A 22071-nucleotide genomic window follows, 5' to 3' on the forward strand; every position below is an offset into this window, starting at 1 on the left:
TTCGAGCATTATGGTGGGCTCCCTATGAGTGGGAGCACGCAGAAGAAAGAAGCCGTGGGGCAGGGTCAGGTCACGCTCGCACCGGATGCACACCTGCTCCAACCCCTGCTGGAGCACGCCCGCCAGACGCCGGACAAGCCGCTGTTCTCGCGCCGCGTGGGTGATCGGTTCGAGCCCCTCACCGCCGCGGACATCGCGCGCACGGTGCGCCGGCTCGCCCGGGGGTTGATGGCGCTCGGTATCGAGCCCGGCCAGCGCATCGCCCTGATGTCCAAGACGCGCGTCGAGTGGGTGCTGCTCGACTACGCCATCCTGGCCACCGGGGCCACCACGGTGCCCATCTACGAGACCTCCTCCGCCGAGCAGGTGGAGTGGATCCTCTCGGACAGCGGGGCCGTGATGGCCTTCTTCGAGACCGATGCCCTGCACGCCCTCTACCGCCAGGCCGCGGAACGGCTCCCGAACTGCCGCCAGACCTTCGTCATCGACCAGGCAGCGCTCGAGCACCTCCAGCAGCGCGGGGACGAGGTCGACGAGGCCCGGCTCGACGAGCGCCTGTCTCGGCTGCGAACCAGCGACCTGGCCACCCTCATCTATACCTCGGGCACCACGGGGCGGCCTCGGGGCTGCGAGCTCACGCACGGCAACATCCGGATGAACGCCCTGCAGGTGCTGGACTACGCGGGCAACATCATCACCGGGCAGGACCGGACGATGCTGTTCCTTCCGCTCGCCCACGCGCTGGCCAAGATGCTCTTCCTCGCGGCCGTGGAGCGCGGCAACCCGGTAGCCTTCGCCACCAGCCCCGGCAGGCTGACCGAGGAGCTCGCCATGGTGCGGCCCACGTGGTTCGGCACGGTGCCCCGGGTGCTGGAGAAGGTGTTCCAGACGGCGCAGCAGAAGGCCGAGCAGGCGGGCCGCGGGCGTGTGTTCAACCTCGCCGCGGAGGCAGCCATCCGGTACTCGCGCGAGCGCTCCGCGGGCCACGTCTCACTCGTGGCGCGGCTCCAGCATGCGGTGTTCGAGCGGCTCGTGTACCGCACGCTGCGCGCGGTGTTCGGCGGCGAGCTGCGCTTCGTCGTGTCGGGCGGTGGGCCCCTCCCCGAGCGGCTGAACCACTTCTACAACGGCATGGGCGTGAAGGTGCTCGAGGGCTACGGCATGACCGAGACGAGCCCCGTGCTGACCATCAACGTCGACCACGCCTTACGGATTGGCACGGTGGGCCAACCGCTGCCCGGCACCACGGTGCGCATCGCGGAGGATGGAGAGATCCTCGTGAAGGGGCCCCAAATCTTCCGGGGTTACTGGCACAACGAGGAGGCCTCGCGGCGCGCATTCACCCAGGACGGGTGGTTGCAGACAGGAGACCTCGGGAGCCTGGACGAGCAGGGCTTCCTGCACATCACCGGCCGCAAGAAGGAGATCATCGTCACCGCCGCGGGAAAGAACGTGGCACCGGGGCCGCTGGAGGACCGCATCCGCGAGCACCCGCTCGTCAGCCAGGCCATGGTGGTGGGCGAGGGCAAGCCCTTCGTGGCGGCGCTCGTCACACTCGACCCCGGAGCCTTCAAGCTGTGGGCCCGGAAGAACGGCCGCGATGGACAGCCGCTGGAGTCGCTGGTGGAGGACCCTGCGTTGCGCAGCGAAGTAGGCCACGCCATCGAGGGCGCCAACCGCTCGGTGTCACGCGCGGAGTCCATCCGCAAGTTCGCCATCCTCCCGCAGGACTTCACCATCGAGCGCAACGAGCTGACGCCCTCGCTCAAGGTGCGGCGCCACATCGTCAGCACCCACTATGCCCAGCTCATCGAGCACCTGTACGAGCGCGCGGGCGGAGGTGACTGACGAGGCCCTCCCGGCTCAGCGAGAACGGCCCCAGCAAACAAATACAGACACACGGAATACAAAATAATACGGCTTTCACTTATTGTCAGCTTTATCCGACAAAGATAGGATTAGCGCTGACCGGCAATTCCTGCCGTTCCGTGTGCCTTTGAATGCTGGAGGAAGACATCATGAAGGGTCTGAAGATCGCGCTGTTCGGCCTGGCGGTGGCGGTGGGTGGTGTGCTGGGTGCAACCACGGGCGTCGAGGAGACGGCCGCGGCTCCGTGCTGCTCGTCCTGTGATCCCGCGTACACCCGGTGCATCAATGGCTGTGGCGGCGACATCAACTGCGAGCTGAGCTGCGAGGCCAAGTGGGATCGGTGCACGGGCTACTGCAGCTCTAGCTGCTAAGCTCCGTTGCTGCCGGGTGGGGCTCGCCCCACTGCCCCACCCGCGCTTCAGAGACTGCCAGCGCGCCCAAGCGGCCAGAATCGCAGACACACCCGGCCGAGCACGTTGCGCCGTGGCAGGAATCCCCAGACATGGGAGTCCGCGCTGGCGTTTCGGTTGTCCCCCAACACGAAGAGCATGTCCTCGGGCACCCGAGTGGGTCCCCACTCGTAGTCGGGCGCCTCGGCCACGTAGGGCTCCTCGAGCGGCTGCCCATCGATGAGCACCCGTCCCTCGTGCACCCGTACCACCTGCCCCGGTAGAGCGATGACCCGCTTGATGTGGGCATCCACCCGGAGGGCACCCCGCCGGTCCGCACTGGGAAGTGGCTCGAAGACGACGAGGTCCCCGGCGCGCGGTGGGTGGAACCGGTAGGACACCTTCTCCATGAGCAGCCGATCCCCATAGGTCAGGGCCGGCTCCATGGAGTCCGAGATGATCAAACGAGGCTCCGCCACCCAGCCGCGCACCAGCACTGCCAGCAGCAGGGCGACTCCGGGCAGGACGAGCCAGCTCCACTGCCGTTTGCCGGCCCTGGCCTCGCTCTTCCCGTCACTCTTCCCTGTCGCCTCTTCCACGCGCGGGAGTCTACAGCCGGCGCGCGTCGAAGGCGGCTCTCACGCGATGACGTCGGGTGGAGCCCCCATCGGCTGCTGGCCAGGATCCGGAGCTTCGTGGATGCCCGGAGGATTGAGCTCCGGCTCGGCCTGGCGGCCCGGCTCCTCCATGGGAGGCTCACGTCGGCTGGGCGGTTCGATCTCCGGCGGCTGACGCGTGGGAGGCTCAATCTCCGGCTGGTGTCTCCGGGTCGGCGGTTCAATCTCCGGTGATGGCTGCGGCCCCGGATCCCGCTGCGGAGGCTTCTGCGGCTCCGGCTCCTTCGTCGGTGCTCCGGGTGTCGTCGGCGTCTTCTCAGGCATGCGTCCCCCCTCCTGGGTGATCGGGCTGTCCGCCCAGCGTCATCAATCTGCTCATCCAGGTGGGTACAGGTATGAGACGGCCAAGGAGAGAACCCCTCGCCTGCCTGCTGTCGCGCACGCCCGGCAGCCCCACGTTGGGGCCACTGGGTTTCCAAGGAGGGCAGGGAGATGAGAGTTCCAGTCGGGATGCTAGGGTCGCTCGTGGGAGGTGTAGGGTTGGGCGCGGGACTCATGTACCTAGCGGACCCGCGCAGTGGTCGGCGCCGCCGGGCCGTGGCGCAGGACAAGGCCCGTCACGTGGTGCACGAGACGGGAGACGCGGCCGGCGTGGTGGTGCGCGACCTGGCCCACCGCTCGCGCGGTTATGTCTTCGAGACCCTGAGCCGGATGCGCCGTGAGGAGGTGGATGACAGGACCATCGAGGCCCGCATCCGCTCGGCGCTCGGCCGCGTGTGCTCGCACCCGCATTCCATCCAGCTTGTCGTCGAGCAGGGCCGGGTCCAGCTCAGCGGCGTCGTCCTCAAGCCCGAGCACCCGAGAATCCTCTCCCGCCTCACGCGCGTGCGCGGTGTCCTGGACGTGACGGACAACCTTCAGGTGTTCAAGCATTCGGACAAGCACCCGGAGCTCCAGGGCGGCGCGATCCGCCTTGGAGACCGGCCCGAGTTCCTCCAGCACAACTGGTCACCCGCGGCGCGCTTCGTCGCGGGCCTTGGGGGCGCGAGCCTGCTGACGTGGGGCATCCGCGGCGGCGGCCTGGGCGGCATGGCCTCGGTCTTCCTGGGCTCGCTGCTCACCCTGCGCAGCATCACCAACATCGAGCTCAAGCGCCTCACCGGCATCGGCGGCGGCCGGCTGGCCATCGAGATTCACAAGAACATCACCGTCCACGCGCCGGTGAAGGAGGTGTTCGGCTTCTGGCGGGCCATGGAGAACTTCCCGCGCTTCATGAGCCACGTGGAGGAGGTGCGCACCAGCGGCGAGGACCGCTCGCACTGGCGCGTCAGGGGCCCGGCCGGCACCGTCTTCGAGTGGGATGCCATCGTCACCCGGCTCATCCCCTACCAGGTGCTCGCCTGGAAGAGCGTGGAGAACTCCACGGTGGAAAACGCGGGCATCATCCACTTCGAGCCCTGCAACAACGGCCGCTCCACGCGCCTGGACATCCGCATGTCCTACAACCCACCCGCGGGCGCGCTGGGTCACGCCTTCGCCCGGCTGCTGGGGGCCGACCCCAAGAAGCAGATGGATGATGACCTGATGCGCCTCAAGTCGCTCGTCGAGACGGGGAAGGCCACGGGCCACGAGACCGTCTCGCGCGAGCAGCTCTCGCCCTCGACGCCGGAGCGGTCCGGGCCTCGGCCGGTGCACTGACGCCGGCCCACCGCCGCGCGGGACAAGCGGGGGCATGCAGGAGGGGGCGGATTGTGAGATAGGGGCCATCTCATGCGCTCCTCCTTCCCCTCCCTCCACCTCCTCCTGCTCGCCACGGCGCTGCAGCTGTCCTGCGCCCACCCACGGCCCGGGCCCAGCACAGCCTCCCGCACGGTGACCGTCCAGGTGCTGGCCATCAATGACTTCCACGGCAACCTCACGCCCCCCGCGGGGTCCTCGGGCGAGCTCCGCACGGGCAGCAACCCCGACGGCAGCCCCGCACGAGTGAATGCGGGAGGCGTGAGCCACCTCGCCCACCACCTCGCCCGGCTGCGCGCTCGCGACCCGAAGAACACCATCGTGGTGTCCGCAGGAGATCTCATCGGCGCGAGCCCGCTCGTCTCCGCGCTCTTCCACGACGAGCCCACCATCGAGGCGATGAACCTCGCGGGGCTGAACATCAACGCCGTGGGCAATCACGAGTTCGACGAGGGCACCGCCGAGCTCCGGCGCATGCAGACCGGCGGCTGCCACCCGGTGGACGGCTGCCAGGACGGCACGCCCTTCGAGGGTGCGCGGTTCCAGTTCCTCTCCGCCAATGTGGTGGACGGCCAGGGCACGACCCTCTTCCCGGCCTACGCCGTGCGTGAGTTCGAGGGCGTGAAGGTGGCCTTTATCGGCATGACGCTCGAGGGGACTCCGGAGATCGTCGACGCCGCTGGCATCCGGGGGTACCAGTTCCGCGATGAGGCCGAGACGGTCAACGCCCTGGTGCCCGAGCTGAAGAAGCAGGGCGTGCGCGCCATCGTGGTGGTGGTGCACGAGGGCGGTGTCCAGCCGGGCGGGTACGACGGGTGCGAGGGCATCTCCGGACCCATCGTGGACATTGTCCAGCACATGGACCCGGAGGTGGACGTCGTCATCAGCGGCCACACCCACCAGGCCTACAACTGCGTCGTCGCCGGCAAGCGAGTGACCAGCGCGGCCTCCTACGGACGACTCATCACGGACATGAAGCTCGTGCTGGACACGACCACCGGGGACGTGGTGGAGACCACCGCGCACAACGTGCCCGTCACCCGCGACACGGAGGGCGTCCCCGAGGTGGAGGCGCTCATCGAGCGCTATGACGGACTGGCCGCGCCCCAGCGCAACCGCGTCCTCGGCCAGGTGACGGCACCACTCCAGCAGCCGAACTCCAAGCGGTGGCCATCGGGTGAGTCCACCCTGGGAAACGCCCTCGCTGACGCACAGCTCGCCGCGACCCAGGGCGCGAAGGCCCAGGTGGCCTTCATGAACCCCGGCGGCATCCGCGCGGAAATCGACGCGGGCGACGTCACCTATGGCGAGTCCTTCACCGTGCAGCCCTTCGGCAATGGCCTGGTGACGATGACGCTCACCGGCGCGCAGCTCCACACCCTGCTGGAGCAGCAGTGGGAGGGCAGCCTCGTGCGCATCCTCCAGCCGTCGAAGGGCTTCTCGTACACGTGGAAGAGCTCTGCGCCGGTGGGCCAGAAGGTAGACCCGGCCAGCATTCGGCTCCACGGCGCGCCCGTGGACCCGGCGGGCCACTACCGCGTGACGGTGAACGGCTTCCTGTCCAATGGTGGAGACGGGTTCCGCGTGTTCACCGAAGGAACCGAGCGGCAAGGCGGCCCGATGGACGTGGACTCCATGGAAGCCTGGCTGAAGGCCCACGCCCCCCTGCAGCCACCCGAGACGAACCGCATCCTTCGCATGGAATAGCGCCCAGCCAACAGTCGTGCCGGACAGCGGGTGACACTTCCCAAGCCCGGCACGGGCAACCCGCGGGGAGAGGCCACACACATAGAGGCCATGCGTTCCTCGCGTCTTGGACTTCTGGCTTGTGCCGTGGTGTGTGCGCTGGTGACTGCCTGCACGCACCACGCGCCCCGCGTCAACAACAGCCCCCCCGTGGCCCCGCTGGCCCAGGGAGAACACCAGCGCATCATCAACGGGGTGAGGCTGTACTACCGCGTCGCCGGGGAGACTCCGGCGGAGCGCGCGCCGGTGCTCTTCCTTCACGGAGGCCCGGGCAACAACAGCTATAGCTTCGCCCGGCTGATGGGCCCGCACCTGGAGAAGGGCCGGCGCATGGTGTATCTGGACCAGCGTGGCTGTGGCCGCTCCGAGCGCCCGTGGGATGGCCGCTACTCGCTGGAGGTGCTGGTGGCGGACCTGGAGGCGCTGCGCCAGGAGCTGGGCGTGGAGCGCTGGGTGCTGCTGGGCCACTCCTTCGGCGGAACGCTCGCGCTGGAGTACGCAGCGCGCCACCCCGAGCGTGTGACGGGCCTGGTCGTGGTGAGCGGCTTCTCCGACGCGGAGAGCACCTTCGCCACCTGGAAGCGCGAGCTCGAGCGCCTCCACCCCGGGCGGATGACCACGCCCGCGAGCGCCTCGGGCGACCCCTCGGACTACGCCCAGGTGATGAAGGCGCTGAAGGGCATGGACGCGCAGGCCTTCTTCAACCAGCTCCAGTTCCGCAGCCCGATGTACCAGCAGATGCAGGAGGCAGTGGAGGCGGAGAGCGGCCTGCGCAACACGGGCGAGATGTCGCGGGCGCTGTTCTCCACCGAGCTGCTCCGCTACCGCTTCTCAGCCTCGGCGCGAGTCACCGCGCCGGTGCTCGTCATCGGCGGCCAACATGACGCCTCCATCGGTGTGGAGAGCATGCGAGCGCTGGCGAAGGCGCTGCCCCATGCCACCCTGCTCGAGTACGAGCAGAGCGGGCACTTCCCCTACCTGGAGGAGTCGGAGCGCTTCACCTACGACGTGGCGCAGTTCCTGTCGTCCCTGCCGTGAGCACTCCCACCCTCGCCCTCCGGGAGAGGGGACGGGGGTGAGGGTATCCGGGCCCCTGGCTCAGCAACTGGGGACCCGATGCACCTTCCCGGACCCCTTTTAGGGAACCGGTATCCCGCCACCACCGGTCGCGCCCTCCACCTCGGTAGTGCCCACGACCTCGCGCCGGGTCTCGTCGAACTCAATATCCAGCAGCTTGCCCGAGCCCCGGGGTGCCAGGCCGAAGCGGACGCGCCAGTAGTTGGGACGCACCTCCACGGCCTCGGCGACATCCGTCACCTCGTAGCCGGAGGAGACGGCGTACTCCTCACCGAGGCGGATGATCTCGTTGTAACCGAGCTCCTGCTGCACGGTGTTCGACGACTCCGGTCGCATCCGCCCTTCCGTGGTGGGGCCGGTACAACCGAGGCCGAGAAGGGCAGAGGAGAGGACAAAGGCAAGGGCAGGACGAAGAGGGACCATGACAGTCCAAAAGTGAGCATGGTCCGTGCCAAGGGGGGCTCCCTCGCGACGCGACGAGAGCCCCCGCGCCCGGCACGCAAGCGTTGCACCCGGGGGAATTCCGAGCTGCAACCCCTGCGTCTGCCGTCCGAGCCTGGGTGAAGCTAGCTCTTGTCCTTGTTGGTGTTGACCGCGGGCGAGAGCACCTGCTTGGTCACCACCTCATCGAGGATGCCGTACTGCCGAGCCTCCTCGGCGCTCATGAAGTAATCACGCTCGGTGTCCTTCTCGATGCGCTCGATGGTGTGGCCCGTGTGCTTCACGATGAGGCCGTTGATGTAGGAGCGCAGGCGGAGGATCTCCTTGGCCTGGATGTCGATGTCCGACGCCTGCCCCTGAGCCCCGCCGAGCGGCTGGTGAATCATGATGCGCGCGTTGGGCAGGGCGTAGCGCTTGCCCGGAGCCCCGGCGAGCAGGAGCAGAGCGCCCATCGAGGCCGCCTGCCCGATGCAGATGGTGGACACCGGACACTTGACGTACTGCATCGTGTCATAGATGGCCAGGCCCGCCGTCACCGAGCCTCCGGGCGAGTTGATGTAGAGGTTGATGCCCTTGTCGGGATCCTCGGACTCGAGGAAGAGCAGCTGGGCGACGATGATGTTGGCCACATCATCGGTCACCGGCGTGCCGAGCATGACGATGCGGTCCTTGAGGAGCCGACTGTACAGGTCGTATGCGCGCTCGCCCCGGTGGGTGGTCTCGATGACGAAGGGGATGTTCATGGCCCCCCAACACTAATCCGCATTCCCGCCCGGCGCCCGTCCGTTCTTCATGGACCGTGCTCCAGGTTACGCTCGGGGCTCAACCCGAGCGCCCCCATGAACGCCTCCGACATCGATGCCATCCTCGCCGCCACCCTGGAGGACCGGACGCTCACCCGCACCGAGCGCCAGGCGCTCCAGGCCGTCCTGGACGACCGCAAGGCGGGTGAGGCCGTGCTGGCCCTCTTCCGCTCACGGGCGTTCGAGCTGGCCCGCGACTCCGTGAGCGACCCCCGCGCCCGCGAGGTCATCGGCTGGCTGGAGGACACCGTGAAGGCCCTGCAGCCCTCGCGCGAGCTGCGGGAGGCGAGCCGGATGGAGGCCCACTTCAGCCCTGGAGAAGCACCGCTAAGGGCCATCGTGCGGCTCATCGGCGAGGCGCGGGGCAGCGCGGACGTCTGTGTCTTCACCATCACAGACGACCGCATCACCCGGGCCCTGCTGGAGGCCCATGAGCGGGGCGTGCGCCTGCGGGTGGTATCGGACGGAGACAAGGCCCTGGACCCTGGCTCGGACATCCACCGGCTGCGGGAGGCCGGGGTTCCCGTCCGGGTGGACCGGACCGAGGCGCACATGCACCACAAGTTCGCCGTGTTCGACCGGATGCGGCTGCTCACCGGCAGCTACAACTGGACGCGCTCGGCGGCAAGCGAGAACCACGAGAACGTGCTCGTGTCGGATGACCCTCGGCTGGTACAGCCCTTCTGCCGGGCCTTCGACGACCTCTGGACCGCGCTGGGCTGAGGCTCCCTGCCCATGAGGCTCCCCGTGTACCGGCAGAGCCAGAAGGGGCGCGTCGAGTACTGAGCGGCGCGCTACTTCACGTCCATGATCATGAAGCGCTCGGTGTGCACGAGCTTCGCTCCTTGCTTGATCTCGAGCCGGTACTGCCCGATCGGCCAGCCGTTGGTGGGCCGTCCGAGCGCGAAGGTCGCCGCCATCTTGTCCTGGGCCGTCACGGTGGCGGAGTCGATGACGAAGTTCTTCGGAGCGGACTGGCCCACGTCCTCGGCGATGAAGGACCCCGTGAGCGTCGTGCCCCCCGGAGCCCGGAAGTAGAAGATGACCTTGGGAAGGCTGGCCGGCAGGACCATGCCCATGGGCTCGATGACCGCGGGCTTTTTCGCCGCATGGGACGGGACTGGACCCAGGAGCGCGACGGAGGCCCCGAGGGCGAGGACGGCGAACACGGACAGCTTCTGCATCTTCATGGGGGGCTCGATTTCGTGTTGGGCAGAGGCACACAAGCAACGTGCATGTACCGGGTCAAGTCTTCACGGCCCGTTTGCGCGCCCCTGGCTTCTTCCGAGCGGGTGTCTTCACAGGCCGCGCCTCGCTCGTGGCCCCGCGGGTGACCTTCTTCTTCGTGGCGGCTCTGACGGTCTTCTTTGCGCGCGGTGCCGCCACCCCGGCTGGCCGGATCCACGCGAGGCGGGCATCGGAGGACAGCTCCGCCTCCGCCGGTTCGCGGGGCTCGATGACGACCTCGACTGCGTCGCCCGGTGACAACCCCGCCACCCGCTGAAGCTCCTCGTCGAGAAGCATGTAGAACTTCCTCCGCCTGAAGCCGACCTCTCCCTGGAAGGGGCTGCTATTCAAGCGCCCCTGGACGAACTGGCGCGGCCGTACGTCCCAGGCCACCGACGGGTCGAACGAGAGCTGGATGTAGACCAGCCCCATGTGCCCAGCCTCTACGACTGTCGCAAACTTCTCCTGGCGCATCGGTTCCTCGAAGACAACGGACGTAATACGCCCCGCCCGGCTCATTCCCGGATGGCCGGCCCGCGGCCCCGCCCCGTCACGTCCCAGCGGCCCACCACCTGTCCACCGCGCACGGCCCACAGCTCGTCCTGCAGGTTCACCGAGACGCAGACGTGGTTGGGAACTACTCGTACCCGCGCACCTACGCGCGGCCTCCACGTGGTGCGTGACAGGTCCAGCATCCCGTGCTCCTCGGACAGGGCATGCACCACCACCTCCGGCCGCTCCAACAGCGCGCCGTAGGAGCCCACCGGCAGCTCTTCCTTTGCCAGCGCCTTGGAGCCCGCGTCGATGACGGCCTGCCCTGGTACCGCTGTGCTCACCACCGTCGCTAGCACCGAGTAGGCCACCTCGTCCCAGCCGCACACGCCCATCCACGCACTCGCCCGGTCGAAGAAGGGCGTGATGCCCGGACGAATCTCATTCATCCCCACCACCTCGTGCGAGCGCCAAAGCGTGGGCGTAGAGCCGCCGCTCACCACACCCGGCTTCAACCCCGCGGCCTCCAGCGCATCCAGGAACGTGCCCAATCGCCGCGACACCTCCGCGAGCGCCGGGCCTTGCTCGGCCAGCGGCATGCGGATGTGCCCCGGGTAGAACATCACGCCCAGGTACTCGAGCCCCTCCGTCCCGGCAGCCGCTCGCGCCAACGCCACCGCCTCCTCCGGCGTCGGCACGCCCACGCGGCGCATCCCCAGGTCCAGCTCCACCAGCACGCTCACGCGGCGCCCCGCACCGCGAGCGGCCTCGGCCAGCCCCGCCAATGCCTCCCGTGAGTCCACTGCCACCGAGAGCCGAACCCGCGAGGGCAACGCCATCAGCCGCGCCAGCTTGGAAGCCCCCACGGGCGAGTAGGCCAGGAGCACGTCGTCGGCCACCGTGCCCATCACCTCCGCCTCTCGCGGCGTGGCCACCGTGATGCCGGAGGCTCCGGCCTGGAGCTGCCTCGCCGCCAGTTCCGGCACCTTATGGGTCTTCGTGTGAGGCCGCCAACGCAGCCCGTGCTCGCGCATGTACGCGGCCGCCTTCTGGAGGTTCTTCTCCAGGCGGTCATCATCGACCAGCGCGGCGGGGGTCTCGATGCTGTCCAGGGAGGGAAGGCTCATACGGGCTCCGGACGGTACTCCTGAAGCCAGACGTCTCGAAGCCCCACGTGAAGAGCATCCGATGCGTGCACCGGCTCCTTCATGCGCCCCCGAGGCTCTCCGGAACCCGGGCTGCGCGCAACGCTCACCAGTGGGCAATGTCGTGCAGGGCCGTTTTGCCTGGAGGTGCCGGCGTTCCTCAAGATCTCCCCATCCGCACAAGGGGGACAGCCATGAAGACGATGCATCGAGTCCGGCCACGCCGTGGCATGCAACTCCACCCCACGCCCCTCTCGCTCCCGCGAGGGGAGACGGTGGTGATGCGCCGCCGAACGTTCATGAAGGCGGTGATGCTCGGCAGCTCCGCGCTCGCCCTCGCGGCCTGCCGGAAAGACCCGCCCCAGCCGTCCCAGCCTCTTCCGCCCGGCGTCTACATCCCCTCGGTGAACGAGGGGGAGACCCTCTTCGGCTACCTGGAGCGCACGCGGGGCGGTTTCGACCCGATCCGCTATCGGCAGCTCATCGGCGCTGCCAACGAGTACAAGGAAGGCGACGAGGCCGCGAGCCTGGCCGCCGCGGACGCCACCTCCCGCGCCAACGCACGCCTCCTCCTGACCAACACGCGCATCGGGGACCTGCGTGCCCACCCGCTCTTCGAGGACGGCCTCTTCACGCTCATCGAGCAGGGCGTGGACGCCTCCGCGGCTGACACCGTGAAGGGCTGGACGATGGGCGAGCTCAAGCGCTTCCTCCTCGACAAGAGCGAGGCGGAGGTCAAGGCCGTCATGCCCGGGCTGAGCAGCGACATCATCGGCTGCATCGTGAAGCTGATGAGCAACGCGGAGCTCATCGCCGTGGGCAGCAAGCTCTTCAACCCGCTGCCCGGCAGTCGAATCGGCTCCAAGGGCTACCTGGGCGCGCGCATCCAGCCCAACTCGCCCACGGACCACCCGGACGACATCCGCTGGCAGGTCTTCAACGGTTGGGCCTTCGCCGTGGGGGACGTCCTGCTCGGCACCAACCCCGTCTCCAGCGAGGTGGCCTCGGTGCGGACGGTGGAGAACACGCTCAAGGATGTCCTGGAGACGTTCGGCATCGCGGACGTGATGCCCCACTGCGTGCTGTCTCATATCGACATCCAGGCCGAGGTGGAGAAGCTCGAGCCCGGCTCCACTGCGCTCTGGTTCCAGAGCCTCGGAGGCACCGAAGGCGCCAACCAGACGTTCGACGTCACCATCCCGAAGATGCTGGAGCATGCGGCCCAGCGAACCGGCAAATACGGCCTCTACTTCGAAACGGGCCAGGGCGCCGACGGCACCAACGGCCACGGCAATGGCTTCGACATGGTGGTGCACGAGTCCCGCAAGTACGGCTTCGCGCGTGTGCTCAAGGAGCACGTGGCCCAGGCCCAGCTCGGAGCAGGTAGACCCTCTGCCCCTTGGGTGCACCTCAACGACGTGGCCGGCTTCATCGGCCCCGAGGTGTTCCGTACCCGTGAGCAGCTCGTGCGCTGCTGCCTCGAGGACATCGTGATGGGCAAGCTGCACGGGCTCACGCTCGGGCTGGACGTCTGCTCCACGCTGCACATGGAGGTCAACCTGGATGACCTCGACTGGTGCCTGGAGCAGATCATGCCGGCCAACCCCGCCTACCTCATGGCGTTGCCGACCAAGAACGATCCGATGCTCAGCTACCTGACCACGGCGTTCCAGGACCACGTCCGCCTCCGCGAGAAGTTCGGCTACAAGGTGGATGACCGGATGTGGGCCTTCTTCATCGAGCTCGGCATCCTCGACGCCCAGGGCAGGCCCACCGCGCACTTCGGAGACCCTTCCTGGGTGTACCTGCAGTACCAGCGGCGCAAGGGCGACACGCGCTCGGACGAGGAGCTGCTCGCGGAGGCCCGGGCGAAGATGGCCGAGGTGCGCCAGCGCGGCGTGTGGCTCGCCGAGGGCCACGGCGTCAACACCTGGGACCTGAACCCCACGCTGGACCAGGAGATCCGCTACCTCTACGACGACGCGAAGAAGAGCATCCACGCCGAGCTGCCCGCGACCTTCGTGAGCATGATGCCCGGCGCCGTCTCCGTGGCCACCGGCTCCAAGGACCGTGAGGACTACATCCTCCATCCGCCTACGGGCGAGCAGCTCTCCGACAAGGCGCTGGAGTCCCTGCGCGTCCTGAAGGAGGCGCATGCGGGCCAGTATGACGTGCAGCTCGTCATCTCCGACGGGCTCAACGCCTACGCGCTCACCGACGAGGGGCACCTCACGCCATACCTGGAGCGGGTGCGCTCGGAGCTGGAGGCCGCGGGCTACAAGGTAGCGCCGCAACCCATCGTGGTGTCGTCAGGGCGGGTGCGCGCCGGCTACCACATCGGCGAGGTACTGTTCGGCTCGCTGCCGGACAAGGACTCGCACCGGGCCGTCCTGCACATCATCGGAGAGCGACCCGGCTCGGGGCACCACGCCTACTCCGTCTACATCACCGCGCCCAAGGTGAGCACGTGGGCCCAGGCAGGCGAGGTGGACCACGACATCACCCGCGTGGTGTCGGGTATCGCGGACACGGCGCTCTCGCCGTCCACCGCCGCGGTGGACACCGTGAGAATCCTCGAGCGGCTCATCTCTTCCTGAGGTGAACATCCACGAGAGCCTGAGCGCCTGACGACGGTCGCGTACCGGGAAGCCCGTACGGGATGGAAGCGTCGAGGCATGGACGCAGCCATCCCTCACGGGGCCACTGGCCATCTCCTTCTCGCACCCCATCTTCCCCACTCCACATGACACAGGGAGGAGCGGGAATGGTGGGCGGATCCAGAGAAAAATCTTTCCCATGGCTGCTGGTGGGGTGCCTCTGCGTGCTCGCGGCGGCGCCGGCCAGCGCCTTCGATGAAGCGGCGGCGGACCGAGTCCTGCTGCACGCTCAACAGAAGCTGCGCGCCACAGCAACCAATTCCGCGATACCGACCACCCAGTACCCCAAAGCCACCACCAACGGTCCGTGGAGGACCGTCGCCAACACAGCTCGAATCGACTGGGTCCAGGGCTTCTTCCCGGGCCAGCTCTGGTTCATGTACGACCACGTGAAAGATCCCTTCTGGCGCTCCAGGGCGGATGCGTGGACGCGCAACCTGGAGCTTCAGAAGGAGCATCCGGACATCCGTCAAATCACCCATGACCTGGGCTTCAAGTTCATGACCAGCTTCGGCCATGCGTACCGGCTGACGGGGGATGACTACTACCGGCAGGTCATGATCACGGCGGCGGGCTCGCTGGCCAGACGCTACAACCCCACGGTGGGCGTCATCGACTGCTGCGACTGGAATGACAGCGTCTGGCAGGTGCCCATGGTCACGGACACGATGATGGACCTGGAGCTGCTCTTCTGGGGCGCCCGGAACGGAGGCAATCCCGCCTGGAACGACATGGCGCTCAGCCATGCCCTGAAGACACTGACGGACATGGTCCGCGCGGATGGCGGCACCTTCCACGTGGTGGACTACAACACCTCGGGCGGCATCCGCTCCCGAGGCACGTTCCAGGGGTACTCCGACAGCTCCACCTGGTCTCGAGGGCAGGCCTGGGCCATCTACGGCTTCACCATGGCGTACCGCTACACGCGGGACACGCGCATGCTGCAGGGCGCCGTGCGAACCGCCGAGTACTACCTGGCCCGGCTGCCCGCGGACTCCATCCCCAACTGGGACTTCAACGCACCGGCGGACCAGCAGCAGAAGGACTCCTCGGCCGCTGCCATCGTCGCCTCGGCGCTCCAGGAGCTGAGCCTGTACGTCAGCGACCCCGCTGTGGCCCAGCGGTACCGCAACGCGGCCCTGGCCATGCTCGACTCTCTCAGCTCCCCGGCATACCTGACGCCCGCAACCAGTGCCAGCCCGGGCCTCCTCCTGCACGGCACCGCGTTCTACAAGACTGCCATCAAGCCGAGTGGGGAGGACATCGACAAGACCCTCATCTACGGGGACTACTACTTCGTCGAGGCCGTCCTGCGCTTCAAGCGGCTCACCCCGGGCAGCTGGTTCTCGTCAATCTCCTTCAGCGGGAGCGTGCGCAACCTGGGTGCTGGCAATACCGGGATACAGGTGGTCGAGTTCGACGTGACGCCGTTCAGCAATACCGTCGATGGTGTCGTCGGCTACGCGGACAGCTCGACGATTGTCACCGGCTACGGCTCGCTGCCCATGACCATCCGCATGAACCCGGCTGGATTCTTCGATGTGCGACGAGGCGATACCTTCGCGGCCCTCGTCAGCCTGCCCTACCAGGCCAACACCACCTACCACGTCCGCATGAGGACGGACCTGAACGCGAAGGTCTATAGCGTCTGGGTGACACCACCCGGCGGGAGCGAGGTGTTGCTGGCCGATCGCTTCGTCTTCCGGACTGGCGCACCAGCAATTGACGACCTCGGCAAGGTGTCGCTGCGGAGCGTCCGCTTCGACTACGACTTCCGGGTGAGCAACCACACCGTAAGGCCCGAGGGAGCTCCTCCGCCGGTGGAGTGGTTCTCGACGACCGACTTCTCCAGGAGCGTGCATGACCTGGGCACCGGCAACACCGGGATACGGGAGGTCGTGTTCGATGTGACACCGGCACGAAGGCCCATCGACGCCGTGGTCGGCTATGCGGACAGCTCGGTCACCGTCACCGGCTACTCCGTCCTGGCCATGACCATCCGCATGAACCCGGAGGGATTCTTCGACGTGCGCCGGGGCGGTGCCTTCGCCGCGCTCACCAGCCTGCCCTATCTGGCCAACACCACTTATCGCGTCCGCATGAGGACGGACCTGAACGCGAAGGTCTATAGCGTCTGGATTACGCCGCCGGGCGGGAACGAGGTGCTGCTGGCCGACAGCTTCGCCTTCCGCACCGGAGCCCCCCTGACCGATGACCTCGGAAAGGTGTCGCTCAGGAGCATCGCCGCCGACGGAGACTTCAAGGTGGCGGGGCACAGCGTGAGGTCTGTGATGAGCATCACCAGCGCGGGCCTGGGCGATCCGGACCTCCCCGCGCCGGAGGCACTCGGCACGGCGGTTTCCGAGGAGGAGAGCCTCGGGGGCTGCGCCGCGGCCCCTGGCTCCGCGCTCGCCATGGCCGGAGTGCTGCTGGTCTTGCTGGGAGCGGGACGGCGCAGCCGGCGTCAGTCATAGGCCGCGCAGCGCCCTGGCACCGGGAACTCCCCGGGAATGAGGCATCCGGGCGGACAGGCGCCGCCCGCTTCCTCCGCCAGGCGAGGCACCCCATTGTTCGCGGGCGCGTCGTGGGCACCTTGCACGGACAGAGGGCATTCCTCTGCCAAGGAGGCGCTCATGGCGCGCATCGCATTCATCGTGGACACGGATTTCGAGGACTCGGAGTTCCGGGTGCCCTACGACCAGGTGAAGCAAGCCGGGCACGAGCCGGTCATCATCGGCTTGAAGACCGGCAAGGAGCTCAAGGGCAAGAAGGGCAAGGAGACGATCCGCGCCGACAAGGCGATCCAAGACGTGAAGGCGGAGGACTTCGCCGCGCTGGTGATTCCGGGAGGCTACTCACCAGACCATCTGCGTATGGACGTCCGGATGGTCGGCTTCGTGCGGGACTTCTTCAAGGCGGACAAGCCCATCGCCGCCATCTGCCATGCGCCGTGGATGCTGGTGGAGGCGGACATCGCGGACGGCCGCACAGTCACCTCCTTCCCGTCCATCAAGACGGACCTGCTCAACGCGGGGGCGCGCTGGGTGGATCGCGAGGTGGTGGAGGACGGCAACATCATCACCTCGCGCAAGCCGGATGACCTGAAGGCCTTCTGCGCCGCGCTGCTGCGCCAGGTGGACAAGGGCATTGCCCCGCGCCTCGAGTCCCCGCTGGCCCCTGAGGCCACCGCGGCTCAACCGCCCGCCGTGCACTGAGGTTCGGGTACGCTCGTCAGTAATAATCCGCGCAGCTCATGTAGTAGCCGCAGCGTGTGCACAGGAGCTTGCACTTGCGCTCCTCGAGCTGCGCGCCGCAGTTGGGACAGGTGCGCATCACCACCTCGGGACTGGCCTGCTGTCCCGAGGGCATGAGGGAAGGCGGTGAGGAAGGCTTCTCGTCCATCGCTCGGTGCTATACCCCCGCGCCCTCCCTCCGGCTATTTCCAGAACGGCCCTACAGGTTTCCGGTCATCTTCTCCGGACGCACCCACTGGTCGAACTGCTCGGGAGTCAGCAAGCCCAGCTCCACCGCGACCTCCTTGAGCGTCTTGCCCTCCTTGTGCGCCTTCTTGGCGATCTTCGCCGCGTTGTCGTAGCCGATGTGCGGGTTGAGCGCGGTGACGAGCATCAACGAGCGCTCCAGGTTCTCCTTCAGGCGGGGCAGGTTCGGCTCGATTCCCACCGCACAGTGGAGCCGGAAGCTGCGCATGCCATCCGCCAGCAGCCGGCAGCTCTGCAGGAAGTTCTGGATGAGCAGCGGCTTGAAGACGTTCAGCTCGAAGTTGCCGGATGCGCCGCCCAGGGAGATGGCCACATCGTTGCCCATCACCTGCGCGCACAGCATGGTGAGCGCCTCGGACTGCGTGGGGTTCACCTTGCCCGGCATGATGGAGCTGCCCGGCTCGTTCTCGGGGATGGTGATCTCCCCGATGCCCGAGCGCGGCCCCGACGCCAGCCAGCGCACGTCATTGGCTACCTTGAAGAGCACGGTCGCCAGCCCCTTGAGCGCACCATGGGCCTGCACCAGCGCATCGTTGGCTGCGAGCGCCTCGAACTTGTTGGGTGCGGTGACGAAGGGATGGCCCGTGAGGCGCGCGAGCTCCTGGGCCACGCGCTCGGCGAAGCCCTTGGGCGCATTGAGGCCCGTGCCCACCGCGGTGCCTCCCAGCGCCAGCTCGGACAGGTGCGGCAGGGAGAGCTCGAGGTGCTTGCGCGCGTGCTCGAGCTGCGCCACGTAGCCGCTGAACTCCTGGCCCAGCGTCAGCGGCGTGGCGTCCTGCAGGTGCGTGCGGCCAATCTTCACGATGTCCCGGAACTTCTCCGACTTCTCCGCGAGCACATCGCGCAGCGCCAGCAGCTCGGGCAGCACGTTGCGCACCACGGCCTCCGCCCCAGCCACGCTCATGGCCGTGGGGAAGACGTCGTTGGAGCTCTGGCCCTTGTTGACGTCGTCGTTGGGGTGCACCTTGCGCTTCTCGCCGCGCTCGCCCCCGAGCAGCTCCGAGGCCCGGTTGGCCAGCACCTCGTTGACGTTCATGTTCGTCTGCGTGCCGCTGCCCGTCTGCCACACCAGCAGCGGGAACTCCTCGTCATGCTGGCCGTCGAGCACCTCGTTGGCGGCCTTCACAATGGCCTCGCCCTTGTCCTTGGGCAGAGTGCCGTTCTCCATGTTGACGAGCGCGGCCGCCTTCTTCACCAGCACCAGAGCGCGGATGAGGGCCGGCGGCATGCGCTCGGTGGAGATGGCGAAGTTCTGCCGGCTGCGCTGCGTCTGCGCGCCCCATAGGCGATCGGCCGGGACTTCGATAGGACCGAACGTGTCCTTCTCGATGCGGACGTTCTGGTTGCTCACGTAGCTGCCTCCTCGGCGGGAGCCGGTGCGATAACACGCACTCGGCCTCCTCGCTCCCCATGCAGCTCCGTATCCGTCTTGCGGTGGGACGAGGCCCTGGACAGGATTCTGGAAGTGGACACTCCCTCCGGCACCATCCATGCCTTGCTGCTCGCCCAGGAGCGGGGAACTCCCATGAAGCGCGTCTCCGAGGCCCAGGCCTTGGAGGGCCGCGGCTTCGTGGGTGACCGCCATGGGAAGAAGAAGCCCTTTGGGAAGCGTCAACTCCTGCTGCTCGACGAGGCCTCTCATGGGGCGCTGCGGCTCGGGCCGGGCGAGCTGAAGGAGAACGTGGTCATCTCCGGCCTGCCGCTGGAGTCCCTGCCGCCAGGGCAGCGCCTGGCCTTGGGTTCAGAGGTGGTGGTGGAGCTGACCGAGCCCTGCGTGCCCTGCTCGAAGCTCGAGCACATCCGCCCGGGCCTGCTCAAGGAGTCCTGGGGCCAGCGCGGCCAGCTCGCCAAGGTACTGCGCGGAGGCACGGTCCGCGAGGGGGACGGCGTGCGCCTGCTCGACGTCAACCCCGACGCGCCCCGCCCCATCCGCCCCAAGCTGCCTTGATCAACGCGCCCGGGGCGCACCCGACTCCCTGACCCGGGAAGACCCTCACCCCAGCCCTCTCCCAAGGGGAGAGGGGGGTCGCTCCGAAGGGGGTTGCTCGCTTTTACAAAATTACTGAGGGCAACCGAGCCTTCAGACCCGGCGCTCCATCCGCGGCTCCTCCACGGGGGTGCTCGCCACCCGCCCCGCCCAGCTCATCACCCGCTGAATCGGAGCCCTTCCCAGCGCCGACGGCGGCGTGAGCAGCCACAGCAGCAGGTAGAACCCCAGCGCCGTCCCGCCCGTCACCACCAGCGCCAGCACGAAGGCCACCCGCACCAGCGCGACCTCCAGGCCCAGCAGCCTTGCCAGCGCCGTGCACACCCCGGCCACCACCCGCCCCGGCCCTCCTCGGTGCATCGGCTCCGCCCCCTGCTGCCGCTCCCGGCAGTGCGGGCACTTCGTGGCATCCGCCCGGATGTCCATCCTGCACGCCACGCACTGCTTCGTCTCGTCCATAGTTCCGCTCCTCAGTGGAGGCCCCTTCCCTCTCCGGCCTCATTCCTCCCTACGCGCCACCGCGCCCCCTATTGCACCGCCCGCTCCCCCACCGTTTTTCAGTTCGGTCAATTTACAAATTTAATCCCCGTCGTGTTGACATCCTTACAAAGTTGTCGACTTTCGGCCAAAGGGGCTTCACACTTCCTCGTAGCAGACACAGATTGCTGACCGTCTACGTCTTTTACAACGCACCCCGTCAAGGAGCTTTGCATGGCCGCGGCCGTTCCCTCCTCTCCCAATTCGCAACGTCCCGAAGGGCATGGGACCGCGGGACAGGGTGTCGCCCTCCGGGGGACCTGGCATCCGGATTACGCGGCCGTCCTCACGCCTGAGGCCCTCGAGTTCGTGGCGAAGCTGGTGCGCGCCTTCGGTACCCGGCGCGAGGCCCTGCTGGAGCGGCGCAAGGAAGTGCAGGCCGCCTACGACAAGGGCGAGCGTCCCCGCTTCCTTCCGGAGACGAAGGACATCCGGGAGTCGGAGTGGACCGTCGCCCCGCTCCCCGCGGACCTGTTGGATCGGCGCGTGGAGATCACCGGCCCGGTGGAGCGGAAGATGATCATCAACGCGCTCAACTCGGGGGCCAACGTCTTCATGGCGGACTTCGAGGACGCCAACAGCCCTACCTGGGACAACGTGGTGCGCGGGCAGCTCAACCTGCGCGACGCGGTGCGCGGCACCATCAGCTACACCGCCGAGAACGGCAAGCACTACGCGCTCCATGAGAAGACGGCCGTGCTCTTCGCCCGTCCGCGCGGCTGGCACTTGCTGGAGCGCCACATGGAGGTGGACGGCAAGCCCGTGTCCGCCTCGCTCTTCGACTTCGGCCTCTACTTCTTCCACAACGCGCGTGCCCTGCTGGAGAAGGGCAGCGGCCCCTACTTCTATCTGCCCAAGATGGAGAGCCACCTGGAGGCCCGGCTGTGGAACGACGTGTTCCACCTGGCCCAGAGCGAGCTGGGTGTCGCCCGCGGCTCCATCAAGGCCACCGTCCTCATCGAGACGCTGCCCGCCGCCTTCGAGATGGATGAGATCCTCTACGAGCTGCGCGAGCACTCGGCGGGGCTCAACTGCGGCCGGTGGGACTACATCTTCAGCTTCATCAAGAAGCTCCAGGCCGACCCGAAGTTCGTCCTGCCCGACCGCGGGCAGGTGACGATGGACAAGGCCTTCCTGCACAACTACTCGCTGCGCCTCATCCAGGTGTGCCACCGCCGCAACGTGCACGCCATGGGCGGCATGGCGGCCTTCATCCCCATCAAGAGCGACCCGGCCGCCAACGAGGCCGCGCTCGCCAAGGTGCGCGCCGACAAGGAGCGCGAGGTGCGCGACGGTCATGACGGCACCTGGGTGGCCCACCCGGGCCTCGTCCCGGTGGCCCGCGCCATCTTCGACCAGCACATGCCCGGGCCGAACCAGCTCTCCAAGAAGCGCCCCGACGTGCGCATCTCCGAGGCGGACCTGATCGCCATGCCCGAGGGCACGCGTACCGAGGAGGGCCTGCACCACAACATCCGCGTGGGCGTGCAGTACATGGCCGCCTGGCTCGGGGGCCTGGGCTGCGTGCCGCTCTACAACCTCATGGAGGACGCGGCCACCGCGGAAATCTCCCGCGCACAGGTGTGGCAGTGGATTCACCACCGCATGCCGCTCGCTGATGGCAAGCCCGTCACCGCGGAGCGCTTCCGCCAGGTGCTCACCGAGGAAATGAAGAGGCTCGAGGCCGAGGGCGCCAACGAGCGCTACGGCGCCGAGCGGATGAAGGAGGCGCGCGAGCTCTTCGAGAAGCTCTCCACCGCACCGCGGTTCGAGGACTTCCTCACCCTGCCCGCCTACGAGGCCCTGATGTCGCACGGCTGAGCAGCCGTGCCCTAGCAACCCGCAGT

The 22071-nt window shown here is 67.8% G+C and carries 21 protein-coding genes; 11 read left to right on the forward strand and 10 right to left on the reverse strand.

The features are described 5' to 3' along the window. The first annotated feature begins 24 nt into the window (after positions 1-24). On the forward strand, positions 25-1848 hold the full coding sequence (locus OV287_RS46340) for an AMP-dependent synthetase/ligase (protein WP_267540476.1): 1824 nt from the start codon (positions 25-27) through the stop codon (positions 1846-1848). A 170-nt stretch (positions 1849-2018) separates the two neighbouring features. Beyond that, positions 2019-2240: a hypothetical protein gene (locus OV287_RS46345; protein ID WP_267540477.1), complete on the forward strand. Its 222-nt coding sequence runs from the start codon at positions 2019-2021 to the stop codon at positions 2238-2240. Between the two features lie 47 nt (positions 2241-2287). Here OV287_RS46345 and lepB read toward each other — a convergent pair whose 3' ends face one another. Beyond that, a complete protein-coding gene (gene lepB / locus OV287_RS46350; RefSeq protein WP_267540478.1) occupies positions 2288-2857 on the reverse strand; it encodes a signal peptidase I in 570 nt (189 codons plus the stop codon). A gap of 39 nt (positions 2858-2896) precedes the next feature. Further along, positions 2897-3199 (reverse strand): hypothetical protein, encoded by a 303-nt coding sequence (locus OV287_RS46355; protein WP_267540479.1) that lies wholly within the window; start codon positions 3197-3199, stop codon positions 2897-2899. A gap of 168 nt (positions 3200-3367) precedes the next feature. On the opposite strand from OV287_RS46355, the gene OV287_RS46360 reads away from it, so the two are divergent. From OV287_RS46360 to OV287_RS46370, 3 genes are all read left to right on the forward strand, one after another. Next, positions 3368-4573 (forward strand): SRPBCC family protein, encoded by a 1206-nt coding sequence (locus tag OV287_RS46360; RefSeq protein WP_267540480.1) that lies wholly within the window; start codon positions 3368-3370, stop codon positions 4571-4573. A 72-nt stretch (positions 4574-4645) separates the two neighbouring features. Continuing rightward, positions 4646-6319: a bifunctional metallophosphatase/5'-nucleotidase gene (locus OV287_RS46365; RefSeq protein ID WP_267540481.1), complete on the forward strand. Its 1674-nt coding sequence runs from the start codon at positions 4646-4648 to the stop codon at positions 6317-6319. A 90-nt stretch (positions 6320-6409) separates the two neighbouring features. Continuing rightward, on the forward strand, positions 6410-7396 hold the full coding sequence (locus OV287_RS46370) for an alpha/beta fold hydrolase (RefSeq protein ID WP_267540482.1): 987 nt from the start codon (positions 6410-6412) through the stop codon (positions 7394-7396). A 99-nt stretch (positions 7397-7495) separates the two neighbouring features. On the opposite strand, the gene OV287_RS46375 is transcribed toward OV287_RS46370, so the two are convergent. Both OV287_RS46375 and clpP read right to left on the reverse strand, forming a co-directional pair. Beyond that, positions 7496-7771: a hypothetical protein gene (locus OV287_RS46375; RefSeq protein WP_267540483.1), complete on the reverse strand. Its 276-nt coding sequence runs from the start codon at positions 7769-7771 to the stop codon at positions 7496-7498. Positions 7772-8001: 230 nt separating this feature from the next. After that, on the reverse strand, positions 8002-8619 hold the full coding sequence (gene clpP, locus OV287_RS46380) for an ATP-dependent Clp endopeptidase proteolytic subunit ClpP (protein WP_267540484.1): 618 nt from the start codon (positions 8617-8619) through the stop codon (positions 8002-8004). Between the two features lie 96 nt (positions 8620-8715). Here clpP and OV287_RS46385 point away from each other — a divergent pair, with 96 nt between their 5' ends. Continuing rightward, positions 8716-9402 (forward strand): phospholipase D-like domain-containing protein, encoded by a 687-nt coding sequence (locus OV287_RS46385; RefSeq protein ID WP_267540485.1) that lies wholly within the window; start codon positions 8716-8718, stop codon positions 9400-9402. A gap of 71 nt (positions 9403-9473) precedes the next feature. Here OV287_RS46385 and OV287_RS46390 read toward each other — a convergent pair whose 3' ends face one another. From OV287_RS46390 to OV287_RS46400, 3 genes are read right to left on the reverse strand one after another with little or no spacing between them, the layout of a single operon-like run. Continuing rightward, positions 9474-9869, reverse strand: coding sequence for a hypothetical protein (locus OV287_RS46390; RefSeq protein WP_267540486.1), 396 nt, complete (start codon positions 9867-9869; stop codon positions 9474-9476). A 55-nt stretch (positions 9870-9924) separates the two neighbouring features. After that, positions 9925-10425 (reverse strand): DUF1905 domain-containing protein, encoded by a 501-nt coding sequence (locus tag OV287_RS46395; protein ID WP_308809797.1) that lies wholly within the window; start codon positions 10423-10425, stop codon positions 9925-9927. Next, complete coding sequence (locus OV287_RS46400; protein ID WP_267540488.1) at positions 10422-11525, reverse strand: alanine racemase; 1104 nt, start codon at positions 11523-11525, stop codon at positions 10422-10424. Before OV287_RS46400 ends, OV287_RS46395 begins: the two co-directional genes overlap by 4 nt. Positions 11526-11737: 212 nt before the next feature. Here OV287_RS46400 and eutB point away from each other — a divergent pair, with 212 nt between their 5' ends. From eutB to OV287_RS46415, 3 genes are all read left to right on the forward strand, one after another. Continuing rightward, on the forward strand, positions 11738-14140 hold the full coding sequence (eutB, locus tag OV287_RS46405) for an ethanolamine ammonia-lyase subunit EutB (protein WP_267540489.1): 2403 nt from the start codon (positions 11738-11740) through the stop codon (positions 14138-14140). 167 nt (positions 14141-14307) lie between these two features. After that, on the forward strand, positions 14308-16674 hold the full coding sequence (locus tag OV287_RS46410; protein ID WP_267540490.1) for a glycoside hydrolase family 88 protein: 2367 nt from the start codon (positions 14308-14310) through the stop codon (positions 16672-16674). A 159-nt stretch (positions 16675-16833) separates the two neighbouring features. Continuing rightward, on the forward strand, positions 16834-17415 hold the full coding sequence (locus OV287_RS46415) for a type 1 glutamine amidotransferase domain-containing protein (protein WP_267540491.1): 582 nt from the start codon (positions 16834-16836) through the stop codon (positions 17413-17415). Positions 17416-17431: 16 nt separating this feature from the next. On the opposite strand, the gene OV287_RS46420 is transcribed toward OV287_RS46415, so the two are convergent. Together OV287_RS46420 and fumC are read right to left on the reverse strand one after the other, a co-directional pair. Then, the gene (locus OV287_RS46420; RefSeq protein WP_267540492.1) at positions 17432-17602 is read right to left on the reverse strand and encodes a hypothetical protein; all 171 of its coding nucleotides are present in this window, start codon (positions 17600-17602) and stop codon (positions 17432-17434) included. Positions 17603-17653: 51 nt separating this feature from the next. Then, positions 17654-19051 (reverse strand): class II fumarate hydratase, encoded by a 1398-nt coding sequence (gene fumC / locus OV287_RS46425; RefSeq protein WP_267540493.1) that lies wholly within the window; start codon positions 19049-19051, stop codon positions 17654-17656. Between the two features lie 114 nt (positions 19052-19165). Between fumC and OV287_RS46430 the strand changes: the two genes are divergently transcribed. Next, positions 19166-19648, forward strand: a complete 483-nt coding sequence (locus OV287_RS46430; RefSeq protein WP_267540494.1) for an MOSC domain-containing protein — start codon at positions 19166-19168, stop codon at positions 19646-19648. 132 nt (positions 19649-19780) lie between these two features. On the opposite strand, the gene OV287_RS46435 is transcribed toward OV287_RS46430, so the two are convergent. Then, positions 19781-20146, reverse strand: a complete 366-nt coding sequence (locus OV287_RS46435) for a PspC domain-containing protein (RefSeq protein WP_267540495.1) — start codon at positions 20144-20146, stop codon at positions 19781-19783. A gap of 252 nt (positions 20147-20398) precedes the next feature. Here OV287_RS46435 and aceB point away from each other — a divergent pair, with 252 nt between their 5' ends. Beyond that, the gene (gene aceB, locus OV287_RS46440; protein WP_267540496.1) at positions 20399-22045 is read left to right on the forward strand and encodes a malate synthase A; all 1647 of its coding nucleotides are present in this window, start codon (positions 20399-20401) and stop codon (positions 22043-22045) included. Positions 22046-22071: the final 26 nt, after the last annotated feature.

The organism is Archangium lansingense, from assembly GCF_026626635.1.
In the GTDB taxonomy this organism is placed as follows: Bacteria; Myxococcota; Myxococcia; order Myxococcales; family Myxococcaceae; genus Archangium; species Archangium lansingense.

Coding starts and splice junctions, on each gene's coding strand:
- OV287_RS46340 (WP_267540476.1), top strand. CDS start 25: ATGAGTGGGAGCACGCAGAAGAAAGAAGCCGTGGGGCAGGGTCAGGTC.
- OV287_RS46345 (WP_267540477.1), top strand. CDS start 2,019: ATGAAGGGTCTGAAGATCGCGCTGTTCGGCCTGGCGGTGGCGGTGGGT.
- OV287_RS46355 (WP_267540479.1), bottom strand. CDS start 3,199: ATGCCTGAGAAGACGCCGACGACACCCGGAGCACCGACGAAGGAGCCG.
- OV287_RS46360 (WP_267540480.1), top strand. CDS start 3,368: ATGAGAGTTCCAGTCGGGATGCTAGGGTCGCTCGTGGGAGGTGTAGGG.
- OV287_RS46365 (WP_267540481.1), top strand. CDS start 4,646: ATGCGCTCCTCCTTCCCCTCCCTCCACCTCCTCCTGCTCGCCACGGCG.
- OV287_RS46370 (WP_267540482.1), top strand. CDS start 6,410: ATGCGTTCCTCGCGTCTTGGACTTCTGGCTTGTGCCGTGGTGTGTGCG.
- OV287_RS46375 (WP_267540483.1), bottom strand. CDS start 7,771: ATGCGACCGGAGTCGTCGAACACCGTGCAGCAGGAGCTCGGTTACAAC.
- clpP (WP_267540484.1), bottom strand. CDS start 8,619: ATGAACATCCCCTTCGTCATCGAGACCACCCACCGGGGCGAGCGCGCA.
- OV287_RS46385 (WP_267540485.1), top strand. CDS start 8,716: ATGAACGCCTCCGACATCGATGCCATCCTCGCCGCCACCCTGGAGGAC.
- OV287_RS46390 (WP_267540486.1), bottom strand. CDS start 9,869: ATGAAGATGCAGAAGCTGTCCGTGTTCGCCGTCCTCGCCCTCGGGGCC.
- OV287_RS46395 (WP_308809797.1), bottom strand. CDS start 10,425: ATGAGCCGGGCGGGGCGTATTACGTCCGTTGTCTTCGAGGAACCGATG.
- OV287_RS46400 (WP_267540488.1), bottom strand. CDS start 11,525: ATGAGCCTTCCCTCCCTGGACAGCATCGAGACCCCCGCCGCGCTGGTC.
- eutB (WP_267540489.1), top strand. CDS start 11,738: ATGAAGACGATGCATCGAGTCCGGCCACGCCGTGGCATGCAACTCCAC.
- OV287_RS46410 (WP_267540490.1), top strand. CDS start 14,308: ATGGTGGGCGGATCCAGAGAAAAATCTTTCCCATGGCTGCTGGTGGGG.
- OV287_RS46415 (WP_267540491.1), top strand. CDS start 16,834: ATGGCGCGCATCGCATTCATCGTGGACACGGATTTCGAGGACTCGGAG.
- OV287_RS46420 (WP_267540492.1), bottom strand. CDS start 17,602: ATGGACGAGAAGCCTTCCTCACCGCCTTCCCTCATGCCCTCGGGACAG.
- OV287_RS46435 (WP_267540495.1), bottom strand. CDS start 20,146: ATGGACGAGACGAAGCAGTGCGTGGCGTGCAGGATGGACATCCGGGCG.
- aceB (WP_267540496.1), top strand. CDS start 20,399: ATGGCCGCGGCCGTTCCCTCCTCTCCCAATTCGCAACGTCCCGAAGGG.